This window comes from Micromonospora sp. NPDC049274, assembly GCF_040678875.1.
Taxonomy (GTDB): Bacteria; Actinomycetota; Actinomycetes; order Mycobacteriales; family Micromonosporaceae; genus Micromonospora.
Window position 1 is genome coordinate 196,211 of sequence record NZ_JBFAQS010000010.1, and the last position, 14,090, is coordinate 210,300.

Annotated in this window: 14 protein-coding genes and 1 pseudogene; 8 read left to right on the plus strand and 7 right to left on the minus strand. The window is 72.0% G+C overall.

The window, feature by feature from the left end; translation table 11 throughout:
* The first annotated feature begins 164 nt into the window (after window positions 1-164).
* On the plus strand, window positions 165-893 hold the full coding sequence (locus AB0K10_RS20500; RefSeq protein ID WP_363685636.1) for a helix-turn-helix domain-containing protein: 729 nt from the start codon (window positions 165-167) through the stop codon (window positions 891-893).
* Here the strand turns inward: AB0K10_RS20500 and AB0K10_RS20505 are convergent, their stop codons facing one another.
* The 4 genes and pseudogenes from AB0K10_RS20505 to AB0K10_RS20520 all read right to left on the minus strand — a co-directional run.
* Complete coding sequence (locus AB0K10_RS20505; protein WP_363685753.1) at window positions 894-2,936, minus strand: glycogen debranching N-terminal domain-containing protein; 2,043 nt, start codon at window positions 2,934-2,936, stop codon at window positions 894-896.
* A gap of 5 nt (window positions 2,937-2,941) precedes the next feature.
* Window positions 2,942-3,313, minus strand: coding sequence for an SCP2 sterol-binding domain-containing protein (locus AB0K10_RS20510; RefSeq protein WP_363685638.1), 372 nt, complete (start codon window positions 3,311-3,313; stop codon window positions 2,942-2,944).
* 102 nt (window positions 3,314-3,415) lie between these two features.
* The gene (locus tag AB0K10_RS20515; RefSeq protein WP_363685762.1) at window positions 3,416-3,682 is read right to left on the minus strand and encodes a hypothetical protein; all 267 of its coding nucleotides are present in this window, start codon (window positions 3,680-3,682) and stop codon (window positions 3,416-3,418) included.
* 2 nt (window positions 3,683-3,684) lie between these two features.
* Window positions 3,685-3,861 (minus strand): annotated as a pseudogene (locus AB0K10_RS20520) (hypothetical protein); the annotation flags it as partial.
* Window positions 3,862-3,981: 120 nt separating this feature from the next.
* Between AB0K10_RS20520 and AB0K10_RS20525 the strand changes: the two are divergent.
* From AB0K10_RS20525 to AB0K10_RS20545, 5 genes are all read left to right on the plus strand, one after another.
* Window positions 3,982-4,506, plus strand: a complete 525-nt coding sequence (locus tag AB0K10_RS20525; protein WP_363685640.1) for a DUF6584 family protein — start codon at window positions 3,982-3,984, stop codon at window positions 4,504-4,506.
* A gap of 93 nt (window positions 4,507-4,599) precedes the next feature.
* Window positions 4,600-5,550: an SRPBCC family protein gene (locus AB0K10_RS20530; protein WP_363685642.1), complete on the plus strand. Its 951-nt coding sequence runs from the start codon at window positions 4,600-4,602 to the stop codon at window positions 5,548-5,550.
* Window positions 5,551-5,580: 30 nt separating this feature from the next.
* On the plus strand, window positions 5,581-6,753 hold the full coding sequence (locus tag AB0K10_RS20535; RefSeq protein WP_363685644.1) for a zinc-dependent alcohol dehydrogenase: 1,173 nt from the start codon (window positions 5,581-5,583) through the stop codon (window positions 6,751-6,753).
* 84 nt (window positions 6,754-6,837) lie between these two features.
* Window positions 6,838-7,404, plus strand: coding sequence for a GNAT family protein (locus tag AB0K10_RS20540; protein ID WP_363685646.1), 567 nt, complete (start codon window positions 6,838-6,840; stop codon window positions 7,402-7,404).
* Window positions 7,405-7,548: 144 nt separating this feature from the next.
* Window positions 7,549-7,935 (plus strand): DUF2267 domain-containing protein, encoded by a 387-nt coding sequence (locus tag AB0K10_RS20545; RefSeq protein ID WP_363685648.1) that lies wholly within the window; start codon window positions 7,549-7,551, stop codon window positions 7,933-7,935.
* A gap of 13 nt (window positions 7,936-7,948) precedes the next feature.
* Here the strand turns inward: AB0K10_RS20545 and AB0K10_RS20550 are convergent, their stop codons facing one another.
* The 3 genes from AB0K10_RS20550 to AB0K10_RS20560 all read right to left on the minus strand — a co-directional run bounded on the left by AB0K10_RS20550 (window position 7,949) and on the right by AB0K10_RS20560 (window position 11,057).
* Window positions 7,949-9,427 (minus strand): glutamate--cysteine ligase, encoded by a 1,479-nt coding sequence (locus tag AB0K10_RS20550; RefSeq protein ID WP_363685650.1) that lies wholly within the window; start codon window positions 9,425-9,427, stop codon window positions 7,949-7,951.
* A 172-nt stretch (window positions 9,428-9,599) separates the two neighbouring features.
* Window positions 9,600-10,460 carry an alpha/beta hydrolase gene (locus AB0K10_RS20555; RefSeq protein ID WP_363685652.1) on the minus strand — a complete coding sequence of 287 codons (861 nt, stop codon included), beginning with the start codon at window positions 10,458-10,460 and terminating at the stop codon, window positions 9,600-9,602.
* A 48-nt stretch (window positions 10,461-10,508) separates the two neighbouring features.
* Window positions 10,509-11,057, minus strand: a complete 549-nt coding sequence (locus AB0K10_RS20560) for a hypothetical protein (RefSeq protein ID WP_363685755.1) — start codon at window positions 11,055-11,057, stop codon at window positions 10,509-10,511.
* Between the two features lie 142 nt (window positions 11,058-11,199).
* Here AB0K10_RS20560 and AB0K10_RS20565 point away from each other — a divergent pair, with 142 nt between their 5' ends.
* Together AB0K10_RS20565 and AB0K10_RS20570 are read left to right on the plus strand one after the other, a co-directional pair.
* Window positions 11,200-12,324: a Vms1/Ankzf1 family peptidyl-tRNA hydrolase gene (locus tag AB0K10_RS20565; protein WP_363685654.1), complete on the plus strand. Its 1,125-nt coding sequence runs from the start codon at window positions 11,200-11,202 to the stop codon at window positions 12,322-12,324.
* Window positions 12,317-14,071, plus strand: coding sequence for a thiamine pyrophosphate-binding protein (locus AB0K10_RS20570; protein WP_363685656.1), 1,755 nt, complete (start codon window positions 12,317-12,319; stop codon window positions 14,069-14,071). Before AB0K10_RS20565 ends, AB0K10_RS20570 begins: the two co-directional genes overlap by 8 nt.
* Window positions 14,072-14,090: the final 19 nt, after the last annotated feature.

Here is a 14,090-nt window from a genome sequence, read left to right on the forward strand (position 1 = left end):
GTTGCGTACCAATAGCATATTCGCAGCTAGAACAGCTAAAACCGTTGCAATGGTCCATTGGATAACGCAACGCAACGAGCGGCCGCCATTGCAATCGGATGTCGGTGAACGCTATGGTGGGGGCGCGCGGGGCCGCTACGACAACCACCACGGAGGAGATCGCGATGCCGGGAGGCAGACTCACCCAGCAGGAACGCCAGCAGATCGCGCTGGGGCTGGCCGACAGCCTTCCCTACGCCGAGATCGCCCGGCGGCTCGACCGTCCGACGTCGACGGTCACCCGTGAGGTGCTGCGCAACGGCGGCCCGAACGCGTACCGCGCCGACCTGGCCCACCGCGCCACCGAACGTCGCGCCCGCCGACGCGCGCCCGCCTCCACCCGCGCGGCGGAGTCGGCCCCGCAGCCGCACGGCCGGGACGCCGAGGCCGTCGCCGAGTACGCGGAGACGTTCACGACAGTCCTCATGGCCTCGGGCCTCAACAAGATGCCGGCCCGGGTGCTTACCTGCCTGTTCACCACCGACACGGGCAGCCTCACCGCGTCGGAGCTCGCCCAGCGCCTCCAGGTCAGCCCGGCGTCCATCTCCAAGGCGATCGCCTTCCTCGAGAGCCAGAGCCTCGTGCGCCGCGACCGCGACGAGCGCCGCCGCGACCGCTACGTCGTCGACAACGAGCTCTTCTACCAGGCGACGATCGCCAGCGCCCGCGCCAACGACCAGGTCGTCGAGACGGCACGCCAGGGCGTCGCCGTCCTCGGCCCGCACACACCCGCCGGCACCCGCCTGGAGAACATCGCCCGATTCCTGGACTTCATGAGCGAGAGCATCACCCGCGCCGCCGAACAGGCCCGCGAGGTCCTGCACGCGAGGCTGGAGGCCGGCCCCACCGGCTGATCAGCGCTGCTCGGTGCGATGCCGGGCGAACGCGTCGACCCGGCCCCACCGGCCGGGTATGTCCAGCAGCGCCACCCGGGCGAAGGCGGACGGCAACGCGGGGTTCACGGCGAGATGGTCGTCGTGCGGGTCGATCCCGAGCATCGTGCGCAGCAGCAGCATCGGCGCTCCGCTGGACCACGCCTGCGGGCTGCCGGCGGTCGGGTACCGGACCGGGTACCGGGTGGTGCCGCGGTCGAACCCTCCGAACGCCTCGGGCAGCCGACCCTGGAAGTAGGTCGCGGCGGAGAGGATGCTCTCCGCGATGCGACCCGCCTCGGTGGCGAACCCGTAGCGACGCAGACCCCAGGCGATGAACGAGTTGTCGAACGGCCAGACCGTGCCGTTGTGGTATCCGAGCGGGTTGTAGCGGCCCTGCCCCTCGGCGAAGGTCCGCACCCCCCAGCCGGAGAACAGCGCCGGCCCCATCAGATGTTCGACAACCCGCGTCGCTCGCTCCGGTGGCACGATGCCGCTCCACAGCAGGTGCCCGATGTTGGAGGAGAGGCTGTCGACCGGGGTCCCGTCGTGGTCGAGCGCGAGGGCATAGTAGCCCTGGTCGTCGAGCCAGAAATCGCGGTTGAAGCGGTCGTACAGCGCCGCCGCCTCGCGTTCCAGCCGGTCGGCGTAGTCCGGGTCACCCCAGAAGGCGCGCGCCATCCGCGCCCCACGGATCTTGGCGTCGTAGGCGTACCCCTGCGTCTCGCAGGTGGCCCTCGGGAACCCGGGCAGCCGGCCGTCGGCGTAGGAGATGCTGTCCCAGGAGTCCTTCCAGCACTGGTTGTCCAGCCCGGTGGCGCGGTTGCGTTTCTGGTACCAGACGTAGCCTGTCGACGTCAGGTCGGCGTACGTGTCGATCCAGGTCAGTGCCGCGCGAGCCTCCTGCTCCAACTCCATCACCAGCGCGGTGTCGCCGCTCCACCGCTCGTACTCGTCGAGCAGCACCACGAACAGGGGTGACGCGTCGACCGTGCCGTAGTACGGCGAGTGTGGCTGCTCCTCGAACGCGGCCGACTCCCCGTAGCGCAGCTCGTGCAGGATCCGGCCGGGATCCTCCTCCAGGACGTCGTCGGTCCGGGCGCCCTGCAACGACGCGAGGATCCGCAGGGTCGGCGGGGCCAACGACGGTGTGACGGGCAGGGTCTGCAGGCAGGTCAGCAGACTGTCGCGGCCGAACAGGGTCATGAACCAGGGCAACCCGGCCGCCGGTACGGTCGCGCCGCCGAGCGAGAGCGGCGCGAAGCGCAGCGCCGCCAGGTCCACCAGGCTGCGGTGGTACACCTGCTGCAGCGCCGCGCTCTCGGTGTCCAGTGTCGGGGCCTGCGCGACCCACTCCCGCACGCTGTCCGGCAGGGTCGAGTCGTCCGGCCGCTGCGCCCGCAGGGCGTCACGCAGGTCGACGCCGTCCGGGCGCAGCGTCCGCATGGCGGCCTGCAACTGCGTGGTCCACTGGTGCCCGGGCTCCAGGCGCACCGCGAACCGGAGGCCGCCCGGGTCGATGGTGGCCTTCTCGCTCGCCGACACGACGACCTCCCGGCGGTACGTGCCGCGCCGATAGCCCAACCGCAACTCGCCCCCGTCGACCTGGGTGTAGCTGGTGCCGGCCTTGTCGTGGATGTCGAACTTGATCTCGAAGATGTCGGCGAAGTCGGCCGCCACCTCCAGGCGTACGTCCAGGTCGACAACCCCCTGGCCGTAGTTGAAGATCGTCAGCGACTCGGTCAGGTCCGGACCGATGCGTCGCCGCCGGATGCCGGACACGTCCGCCTCGACGTAGTCGACGGCCCCGCCCGGCGCCACGAAGAACGTGACCTCGTAGTACTGGCTGTCATCCACCGACAGGGCGGCCATGCGCTCACCGTTGACGGTGAGCACCCAGCGGGACAGGAAGCGCGTGTCGGCGGCGAACAGCCCGACCGGAGTGGCCGGGGAGGACTCCACGTCACCACTGGCGTCCGACACGATGAACGTGTTCCCGTCGATACACGACACGGTGCCCGGGATGTCCCTCACGACGCGCCGCTCGGCGTCGGCTGTTCGTTCTGTTCCCCGCCGCTGTTCGCGCGGGGAAACAGCCGACCGAGCCGCAACGCCAGGCCGAGGTCACCGTCGACCAGGATCTCGCCGCGGGTGATCGCCGCCAGCCCGTTCACCTCACCCCGCGCCATCGCGTCCGCCACCGGCACGGACACCCTGATGACCGTGTCCGCGGGATCGGGGCTCCTCGTCACCTCCATGCGGCCGTGGTCGATGATCAGAAGCCACTGCTCCAGGTCGTCCCCGTCACCGATGTCGAAGCGCACGCTCCCACACACCTTGCTGAAACGCGGATCCTGGCAGGCAGCGGCCAGTCGCGAGAAGAAGTCACTGGTCGCCGTCATCCGACCTCCCCAGCCGCTGGTAGGAGCGCATGCGGTTACCCGGTCGGCGGCACTCCATTCCTCGCTCGGAAAGGCTTCCGTCGTCACCGGGCATCCGGCCCGTCACGGCGCGAGCGTGAAGCGGGCCCAGGTGGTCGCGTCAGTGGTGAGCAGCAGGTGGTCAGGCTCGTCGACCGATCCGACGGCACGGCCGAAGAGCCAGGCGTACCCGGGGGCGACGCAGACCGACCCGACGACTGGGCCGTACTCCCGGGCGACCAGGAAGGTCCGCCCGTCGTCCCGGCTGACCAGCAGTCGCGCCGTGCGGTCGGACGCCGGCGGCGTCGGTAGCGGCTGCGGGCCCAGTTCACCGCCACGCGACGCAGCCACGCCTCCGGATTCTCCAGCCCGGCAAAGCGCCGAGGCGACACCAGTGCCCGGGTGAACGCCTCCTGGACCGCTTCCTGCGCCTCACTCAGGTCGCCGGTCACCGCGTACAGCTGGACCACCAGCCGCCGGAAACAGCCGGCGTAGAGCTCGGAGATCAGATCGCCCTCGGACACCGTCACCTCCCCTCTCCACCACTCTCACCAACGGGCCGGGGAGAAGGTTCCGGTGGCCGGTCGGAATATGGGGCTCGGCCGAATTCGAGTGTCGGCGCGGCCCGCGTACCGCTCACAATGTCGGCCATGGCGCGGGAGCACGTACTGGCGAAGATCGAGGACGACCTGCGGCGTGGGCACGTCCACCCGGCGATGCAGCGCCTGGCGAGCCTGAACGCCGCGTACCCCGACGACCTGGAGCTGCGCTCCCGGCGTGCCGCGCTGTACCGGCAGGTCGGCAACCCGGCCGAGGCCGGGCGGTGGGGGTTCCTCGACGAGGACGCCAGCGCGCAGGAGATCGCCGCGTTCGAGAGGTCCTACCCGCAGGCATGGCAACGCCTGCGCGCACTGAAGATGATCGACGACCCCACCGACCGGCTCGGTCCGGTCGCGGGCGCGCGGCTCGCCCGCCTGGTCCGGCAGATCGAGCGACAGGGTCCCTTCGCGGTCGCCTGGACCGAGGACGGACCCCGGGCGGGAGCACCCACCTCGTGGCGGGAGGCGGGGGGCTGCCTGGTCACGGCGCTGAGCGGTCTGGCCCTCGTGGCGCTCACCGTCGTCGGCCTGATCACCGTGGTCCGCTGGGTGCTGTCATCGCACCTTCTATCCTGAACCGGGCGCATGGGGTGGGAGTACCGCATAGCGTCACGAGGGCGGGACGACCGCCGCCCTACCGGCGGTCACACCGACCGGAAGGGACCGAGCATGAACCGCGTCGACGATGTGCTCCTGCCCGAGCTGGACGGGCCGGTGCCGGCGACCCTGCCGAGGGCGCTGGGCCTCGTGAGCCTGGCCCTGGGCGTGGGCGCCCTGGCCGCGCCCCGATCCCTCGCGCGACTGACCGGCGTGGACGACTCCTCGGCGGCGCATGCGGTCATTCCGGCCGTCGGCGTACGCGAGCTGGTGCACGCCGTCGGCCTGCTCACCGGCCGTCGCCCCGCCGGCTGGGCGTGGACGCGGGTGGCAGGTGACGCGCTCGACCTCACCCTGCTGGGCCGGGCCATGGCCGACCGTCGCGGTGAACGACGACGGCGCGTGGCGCTGACGACCGCCGCGATCGCCGGCATCGCCGCCCTGGACACGGCCGTCGCCATCACCGCCGGCCGCGCCCGACGGGCCCGCGCCCGGGTGATCCGGATGGAGATCGCGGTGACAGTGAACCGGTCGCCCGCCGAGGCGTACCGGTTCTGGCGTGACATGGAGAACCTGCCGAAGTTCATGGCGCACCTGGAGTCGGTACGCGCCGACGACCTGCGTCGCTCCCACTGGGTCGCGCGCGGCCCGGCCGGACGCCACGTCGAGTGGGACGCCGAGATCATCGACGACCAGCCGAACAGGTCGATCACCTGGCGCTCGTTGCCGGGCACCCGGGTGGCAAACGCCGGGCGGGTCCTGTTCGTGCCCGCGCCGGGCGACCGGGGCACCGAGGTGCGGGTGCGCCTGCGCTACGCGCCGCCGGCCGGCGCGCTCGGCCGGGCGGTGGCGAAGCTCTTCGGCGAGGAGCCCGAGCAGCAGGTCCGCGACGACCTGCGCCGGTTCAAGCAGGTGCTGGAGGCCGGCGAGGTGGTCCGCTCCGAAGGCAGCCCGAACGGCATCTCCGTACGCCAGCAGGCCATGCAGCGGCCCGCGCAGCCGCTGCCGGCGTCCCGTCGCTGACCACCCACGCCGTCGAGAGGGATCCCGCAGATGAAGGCAACCGCCTGGATGGGCACCGACCGCGTCAAGGTGATCGACGTGCCCGATCCGACGATCATGAACGCCCGCGACGCGATCGTGAAGATCAGCACCACCGCGATCTGCGGCTCCGACCTGCACCTCTACCACGGCTACATCCCCGCGATGCGCAAGGGAGACATCCTCGGTCACGAGTTCATGGGCGAGGTGGTGGAGGTGGGCCCGCAGGTGCGCAACCTCAAACCCGGCGACCGGGTGGTGGTGCCGTTCCCGATCGCCTGCGGGCACTGCTCCTCCTGCCAGCGCGGCCTGTACTCGGTGTGCGAGAACTCCAACCCCAACGCCGGGATCGCCGAGAAGGTCATGGGCCACTCGCCGGCCGGCATCTTCGGCTACTCCCACCTCCTCGGCGGGTACGCGGGCGGCCAGGCCGAGTACGCCCGGGTGCCGTTCGCCGACGTCGGCCCGCTCAAGGTGCCCGACGACGTCCCCGACGACCAGGCGGTCCTGCTCGCCGACGTCTTCCCGACCGGCTACATGGGCGCCGAGATGTGTGACATCAAACCGGGGCAGGTCATCGCCGTCTGGGGCGCGGGGCCGGTCGGGTTGCTCGCCGCCGCCAGCGCCCGGCTGCTCGGTGCGGAGCGGGTGATCGTCATCGACCGGTTCGCGTACCGGCTGCGGCTCGCCGAGGAGCACGCCGGCGCCGAGACGATCAACTACGACGAGGCCGACGTGCTGGACACCCTCAACGAGATGACCGCAGGCCGCGGACCCGACGCGTGCATCGACGCGGTCGGCCTGGAGGGCCACCACGGCAACGCGGCCCTGTACGCGTACGACCGGGCGAAACAGGCCACGCGGACCGAGACGGAACGGCCGTTCGCACTGCGGGAGGCGATCCTGGCCTGCCGCTCCGGCGGGGTGGTGTCGGTCATCGGCGCGTACGGGGGTGTCGTCGACAAGTTCCCGATGGGCGCGTTCATGAACCGGTCGCTGATCATGCGGACCGGCCAGTGTCACGTGCAGCGCTACACCCGGCCCCTGCTGGAGCGCATCCGGCGCGGCGAGATCGACCCGAGCTTCATCGTCAGCCACCGCCTGCCGCTGCGGGACGCCCCGAAGGGCTACAAGATCTTCCAGAAGAAGCAGGACGACTGCACGAAGGTGCTCCTCACGGTCTGACCGGCCGTCCACACCCGACCGGCGGCGCCCTCCCGGGGTGAGCGGGACCCCACACTGAGCGTCGATGTGGCTAGCGTGTCCGAGATGGAGAGTGCGGACGGCGGTACGACGGGGCCCGGGATCGACGTGGATATTCGGCTGCGGCCCGCTGCCGAGCCCGACCTGGCGATGATGCGGCGATTCTGCACCGAGCCGGGGCTGATCGGGCTGGACTGGGCCGGTTTCCGTGACGCCGGGGCGCCGGCCCGCCGGTTCGCCGTCGACGGCTGGCTCGGCGCCGACGACGGGAGGCTCGTCGTCGAGGTCGAGCAGGATCCGGCCGCGGCCGGCGTCGTCAGTTACACCTCCGGCCGCTACGCCGGGCTGGCGTCGTACTGGGAGATCGGCATCGTGCTGCTCCCCGAGTGGCGGGGCAGGGGCATCGGGTGGCGAGCCCAGGCGATGCTCTGCGACTACCTGTTCCACCACACACCGGCGCAGCGCATCCAGGCCGGCACCCACCCGGAGAACGTCGCCGAGCAGCGGGCGCTGGAGAAGGCCGGCTTCCAGCTCGAAGGTGTCATGCGGGCCTGCGAGTTTCGGGCCGGTGCGTGGCGCGACGGGTATCTCTACAGCCGGCTGCGCGACGATCCGCCGCCCGCCGGTGGGTGAGTCCGTGCCGGTCTGCCGCCACCTGCGCGCCGTCGTCCCCGGCCACCGCTTTCCGGCCCCCCGTTTGTGCCCGGCGAGCCGGGGAAACCGCCCCGTTCGCCCGGCAGGCCGCACGGCCGGTCGAGGAGACGAAGGGAGCGGTTCATGGAGTACGAGCAGATGATCGCCACGGTCCGGCAGCGCGCCGACCTGGGGGAGAACGAGGCCGTACGTTCCGTGCAGGCCGTCCTGTCGGTGCTCGGCGAACGGCTCGCCGGACAGGAGGCCGACCACCTCGCGGCCCAGCTACCGGACCGACTGAACGGGTCGGTGACCCGCAATCCGCAGGGCCGCCGGTGGGACATCGGCGACTTCCTGAAGCACGTCGGCGACCGGGAGCAGGTCGCGAACGCCGACCAGGTGCGTCAACACGCTCAGGCGGTGCTGCGTACCGTCGCCGAGGCCCTCGACGACGACCAGCGACACGACCTGCTCGCCCAGCTCCCCGGCGGCATCACCGACCTCTTCGGTGTGCCCACGCCGCGCGGCTGAGGTTGGCCTCGCGTCAGGGGATCGGCCACTCGTGCACCGGCCGGTTGCTGTGCATGAGCTCCACATAGTGCCGGACCACCTCGCGCAGCGCCTCCGGCCGGTCCAGGTGATCGGCGGACTCCAACCGGTGCAGCGTCTCCACCTGCCAGGTCGCGCCGTTGCGACTCGTCAGGCAGCGCTGCTCGATGACACCGAGCAGCCGGTCGCGCTCCACCGGGTCGAGGCCCCACCGGTCCAGGCCGTGGTGCGCCATCGGCAGCAGCCGGCGCAGCACCAGCTCGGTGACCGGCAGATAACCGAGGCCGGGCCAGAAGACCTGCGCGTCGATGCCGTGCCGGGCACAACTGGTGAAGTTCTCCTCGGCCGCGCTGAACGACATCTGTGACCACAGTGGCCGGTCCGACTCGGCCAGAGCGCGGACCAACCCGAAGTAGAAGGCGCCGTTGGCGATGGTGTCCAGCACTGTCGGCCCGGCCGGCAGCACCCGGTTCTCCACGCGCAGGTGCGGCCGGCCGCGCGACACGTCGTACACCGGGCGGTTCCAGCGGTAGATCGTGCCGTTGTGCAGCCGCAGCTCGGCGAGGTTGGGCACCTCGCCGGCCGCCAGGGTCTGCGCCGGGTCCTGCGGGTCGCACACCGGTAGCAGCGCCGGGAAGTAGCGGACGTTCTCCTCGAACAGGTCGAACACGCTGGTGATCCACCGCTCGCCGAACCAGACTCTGGGGCGTACACCCTGGGCTTTGATCTCTTCCGACCGGGTGTCGGTGGCCTGCTGGAACAGCGGGATGCGGGTTTCGCGCCACAGCTCCCGGCCGAAGAACAGCGGCGCGTTCGCGCCCAACGCCACCTGGATGCCGGCGACCGCCTGGGCGGCGTTCCAGTAGTCGGCGAACTGCGCCGGGCTGACCTGGAGGTGGAACTGGGTGCTGGTGCAGGCCGCCTCCGGCGTGATGGTGTCGGCGGTGACCGCCAGGCGCTCCACGCCGCTGATGGCGATCGGCAGGTCCTCGCCCCGCGCCGCGAAGATCTGCTCGTTGAGCAGCTTGTAGCGCGGGTTGGCCGAGAGCGTCTCGGCGGTCAGGTGCTCGGGACGCAGCGTCGGCAGGATCCCGATCATGACCATGTGCGCGCCGACCGTCCGCGCCTTCTCCTCGGCGGCGTTGAGGCTGGCCCGCACGTACTCCTCGAAGCCGGCGGTGCCGGTGCCGGTCAATCGGCGCGGCGGCACGTTGATCTCGATGTTGAACTGGCCCAGCTCGGTCTGGAAACTCGGGTCCTCGATGGCCGCCAGCACGTCGGCGTTGCGCATCGCAGGGTTCGACGCCTCGTCGACGAGATTCAGCTCGATCTCCAGGCCGGTCATCGGCCGGTCGATGTCGAACCGCGACTCGCGCAACATCTCGGCGAAGACGTCCAGGCAGTTGCGCACCTTCTCGCGGTACCGGGCCCGATCCTCCCGACTGAACGTCCGAACGCCGACATCCTCGCCCATGGTCACCACCCTGTCACCGCTGGTACCCCCCCAACCTCGCACGGGGCCGGCGGGCGGGGGAGGACCCGAGGGTTCTTTCCTACCCAGTGGGGGGCCCGGTGATAGCTGTCGCGTCCGCCCGTTCCGCGGCGACGTCGCCGGCCCGCGCCGCTGGCAGAGGTCGGCTGAGCGCTCAGTCGGTCAGGAAGTCGCCCAGCACGGCCGCCAGGGCCTCCGGCGCCTCCTCCGCCATGTGGTGACCCGAGTCGACAGACGCGGCCCGCACGTCGTCAGCCCACTCGCGCCAGATCGCCGCCGGATCGCCGTGCAACTCCACCATGTCGTCGCGCTCGGACCAGACGAACAGCACCGGGCAGGAGATCTTCCGCCCGGCCGCCCGGTCGGCGTCGTCAGCCGCGCGGTCCGGCCCCAGGCCCGCCCGGTAGTCCTCACACATCGCGTGCACAGTCGCCGGGTCGTGGATGGCCCGGTGGTAGTCCGCGTACGCCTCCTCGCCCATCTCGGCGGGGGAGCCGCCGTACCAGGCGTCCGGGTCCGCGTTGATCACCCGTTCCGCCGGCTTGTCGGTCTGGCCCAGGAAGAACCAGTGCCACCAGCGGGCGGCGAACCGGGCGTCACAGGTGGCCAGCGCCGCCCCGATCGGCACCCCGTCGAGCACACCGAGACGACTGACCCGCTCCGGATGGTCCAGGGCGGTACGCATCGCCGCGTACGACCCACGGTCGTGGCCGACCACCGCGGCGCGCTCGTGACCGAGCGCGTCGAGCAGCGCGACCACGTCGCGGGCCATCGCCCGCTTCGAGTACGCGGAGTGGTCGGCCGTCTCCGCAGGCTTCGTCGAACCGCCGTACCCCCGCAGGTCCGGGCAGATCACCGTGTGCCGCTCGGCGAGCAGCGGCGCCACCCGGTGCCAGGTCGCATGGGTACGGGGATGACCGTGCAGCAGCACCACGGGCGAACCGGAGCCGCCGTGGCGCACCCGTAGGCGTACCGGGCCGACGTCGATCTCGTCCAGGGCGAATCCGGGGAACATGCGCTGCCGGTGCCCGCCGGGGCGGGCCGGGAAACGTCAGCCGGCGGCTCAGGTGAGCGTGGAGCAGGCCACCACGCCGGCGAGCAGCAGCGCGCCCAGCACCGCCTGCAACAGCAGCGGCGGGCCGAGGTGCGACCAGAGCGTCGCGGTACGCGGGGTGAGCAACTGCCCGGTGGTGAGGTTGACGATCCGCTCGATGCGGGGCGGCAACTCCGGGTCGCGCTGCGGGCGCAGGGTGAGCTGCACCTGATCGGCCGGGTGCAGGGCGCTCTGCGGCAGGTGCCCGTGCATCTCCACCTCGCAGAGCTGACCGGCGGAGTTACGCAGCCGGACCGGGGTCACCAGATACTCCGGGCCCTGCTTCAGCTCCTTCCAGCGCCGCCGCGTGCCCCCGCCGCCGAACGAGAAGAGCGCGCGCAGCAGCAGGGCCGGCAGCCGGGCGAACGCCGCCGCGGCGAGCACCGCGACCAGCACCGGCTGGCCCACGCGTATCTCACGTGTGTAGCCGTCGAGCAGGCGGACCAGCCGCCCGGTGACGATCCGCTCCGTCGGGTGCACGATCCGTCGGGTATCGAGTCCGCTGTCCATCCCCACCACCGAGAGTCCGCTTGTGTTCACTGATCGTATCGATGTCCCCGGTTGAACGACGTGAATGAAACCTGGTCACGGGCTCACGGCCACGAGGTGACATCCCGGGCGAGCAGGGTAAGCGGGGGGCCGAGCTGGAAAGGGGTCGAGCATGCAGCTGTCCTTCCTGCGCCCGCTCTACGACCGACCCGGGCCGTGGTGCTCGGTGTACCTGGACGCCTCCGCCGACACGGAGGACGCCCACCCGGCACTGGACCTGCGCTGGCGTGCCCTGGAACGGCGCCTTGCCGAACAGGGCGCCGACGAGGCGAGCATCGCCGCGCTGGACCGGGTGATCCGGGGTCACGACCCGATGGTCGGGGACTACGGCCTGGCCGTCTTCGCCAGCCACGGGCGGGTGGTGCTCTCCGAGTACCTGTCCGCTCCGCCGCTGCGCGACCTGGCCAGTTTCGACCCGTTGCCGCACGTGATGCCGCTGCTCGCCCAGCGGGGCGAGCAGGTGGCCTGGGTCCGGGTGGTGGCCGACCGCACCGGCGGCGACGCGATGGCGGTCAGCGCGGGCGGGGTGCCCCGACGGGCGCACGTCGCCGGCCGGGACAGCTTCCCGCTGCGCCGCGTGCAGCCCGGCGGCTGGTCCCAGTCGCGCTACCAGCGGGCCGCCATGGAGGCGTGGCACCAGAACGCCGGCGACGTCACCGCCGCGACTGTGGAGCTGGCCGACAGGGTCGGCGCGGACGTGGTGGTGGTGGCCGGCGACGTCCGCGCCACCGGGATGATCGCCGCCCAGATGCCGGAGCGCTGGCAGGACCTGGTGGTGCGTACCGACGCCGGGTCCCGGGCCGGCGGCGCCGACCAGACCATGCTGGACGACCTCACCGTACAGACCATCGCGGAGGTCGCCGACCAGCGGATCACCGCCGCGCTGGACCGGTTCGGCGTGCAGGAGGACGTCGGCGCCGGCCTCGACGCGGTCGTCTCCGCCCTGCAACGCAACCAGGTCGACACCATGCTCATCGTCGACGACCCGTCGGCGAACGGCGAGCTGTGGATCGGCCCGGAAGCGACCGAGATCGCCGTCGACCCGGCCCAGCTCAGCGCGATGTCGGTGAACGACCCGCAGCGGGTACGCGCCGACGCGGCGCTGGTGCGGGCGCTTGTCGGCACCGACGCGGCGCTGACCGTGCTGGGCGCGGACGAGGCGCCCCAGCTCACCGACGGCGTGGGCGCGGTGCTGCGCTACGTCGACGAGGGCACCCCGGGGCGCGGCAATGGCTGAGCGTCGCGTCGCGGACCTGGTGGTGGAGCGGCTACGGGCGTGGCGGGTCCCGCGCGCCTTCGGCTACCCCGGCGCGGCGATCGCCCCGCTGGTCGAGGCGCTGGACCGCTCCGGCGGCGACCCGGCGTTCGTCCCGGCCCGGCACGAGGAGACCGCCTCGTTCATGGCCACCGGGCACGCCAAGTTCACCGGCGGCATCGGGGTCTGCCTGGCCACCCAGGGGCCCAGCGCGGTGCAACTGCTCAACGGCCTGTACGACGCGAAGCTGGACAGCAAACCGGTCGTGGCGATCGTCGGCGAGGACGTCACCGGGCCGCTCGGCGGCGCGCACCAGCAGATCGGGCTGAGCCGGCTCTTCGGCGACGTGTGCAACCAGTTCGTCCAGTACGGCCGCAGCCCGGAGAGCGTACCGGCGCTGCTGGACCAGGCGTTCCGCACCGCGGCGGCGACCCGCAGCCCGACCTGCGTGGTGCTGCCGCGGCACCTGCAGGAGGCGCTGGTGCCCGACCTGGGGACGTACGCGGCCGGCGTGATCACGGCGACCCCGGGCGAGCCGCTGGCCCGGGTGCTGCCGCACGAGGCGGACCTCGACGCCGCCGCGCAGGTGCTCGGCACCGGCCAGCGCACCGCGATCCTGGTCGGTCAGGGGGGCCGGGGCGCGGCCGCCGAGATCATCGAGCTGGCCGACCGGCTCGGGGCCGGCGTGGCCACGTCACTGCTGGGCAAGCCGGTCCTCGACGAGCGGCTGCCCTTTCACACCGGGGTGCTCGGCGAGGTCGGCACGCCGGCCGCCGCCGAACTGATGGGCGGCTGCGACACGCTGCTGCTGGTCGGCACCAACGACCCGTGGACCGACTACTTTCCGATGCCCGACCAGGCCCGCACCGTGCAGATCGACATCGACGGCACCCGCATCGGCAGCCGGTATCCGGCCGACGTGCCACTTGTCGGTGACGCCGCCGAGACGCTGCGGGCGCTGCTGGCCCGGGTGCCCTCCCGACCTCAGCAGCACTGGCGTTCCACGGTGGAGAGCGCTGTCGACAGGTGGCGTACGACCGCCGCCGACCGGGCCGCCGCGCCGGCCGAACCGATCAACCCGCAGCTCGTGCTCCAGGAACTCTCCACCCGGGTGCCGCAGAGCGGCTCGGTCGCGGTCGACGTCGGCTCGGTTCTCTACTGGTACGCCCGCCACCTCGTCCTGCCACCCGGGGTGAACGCGCAGCTCTGCGGCACCCTCGGCTCGATGGGGTGCGCCCTGCCGTACGCGGTGGCCGCCAAGCTCGCCGCGCCCGACCAGCCGGTGATCGCGCTGCTCGGCGACGGAGCCATGCAGCTCAACGGCCTCGCCGAGCTGATCACGGTGTCGCACCACTGGCAGCGGTGGACCGACCCACGGTTGGTGGTGCTCGTGCTCAACAACCGCGACCAGAACGGCATGGGCGGCGGCCGGGAGCCGTCGTCCGACCCCACCCACCGTCGCCCGGACGTGCCGTACGCCGGCTGGGCCCGGCTGCTCGGGCTGCACGGTGTCCGGGTGGACCGCCCGGAACTGGTCGGCGCCGCCTGGGACGAGGCGCTCGCCGCGGACCGCCCGTGCGTCCTGGAGGCGGTCGTCGACCCGGCGGTGTCGTTGGCGCCCCCGGAGCCGGCCTTCGCCGATCTGCGCGGCCTGTACGACGAGGGGGAGCCCGCCCGGCGGGTCCGCGAGCAGGTGGAGCAGGCCGTGGCCGTCGAGGATCTCGTTTAGGCGTACCTCATCAGGGCAT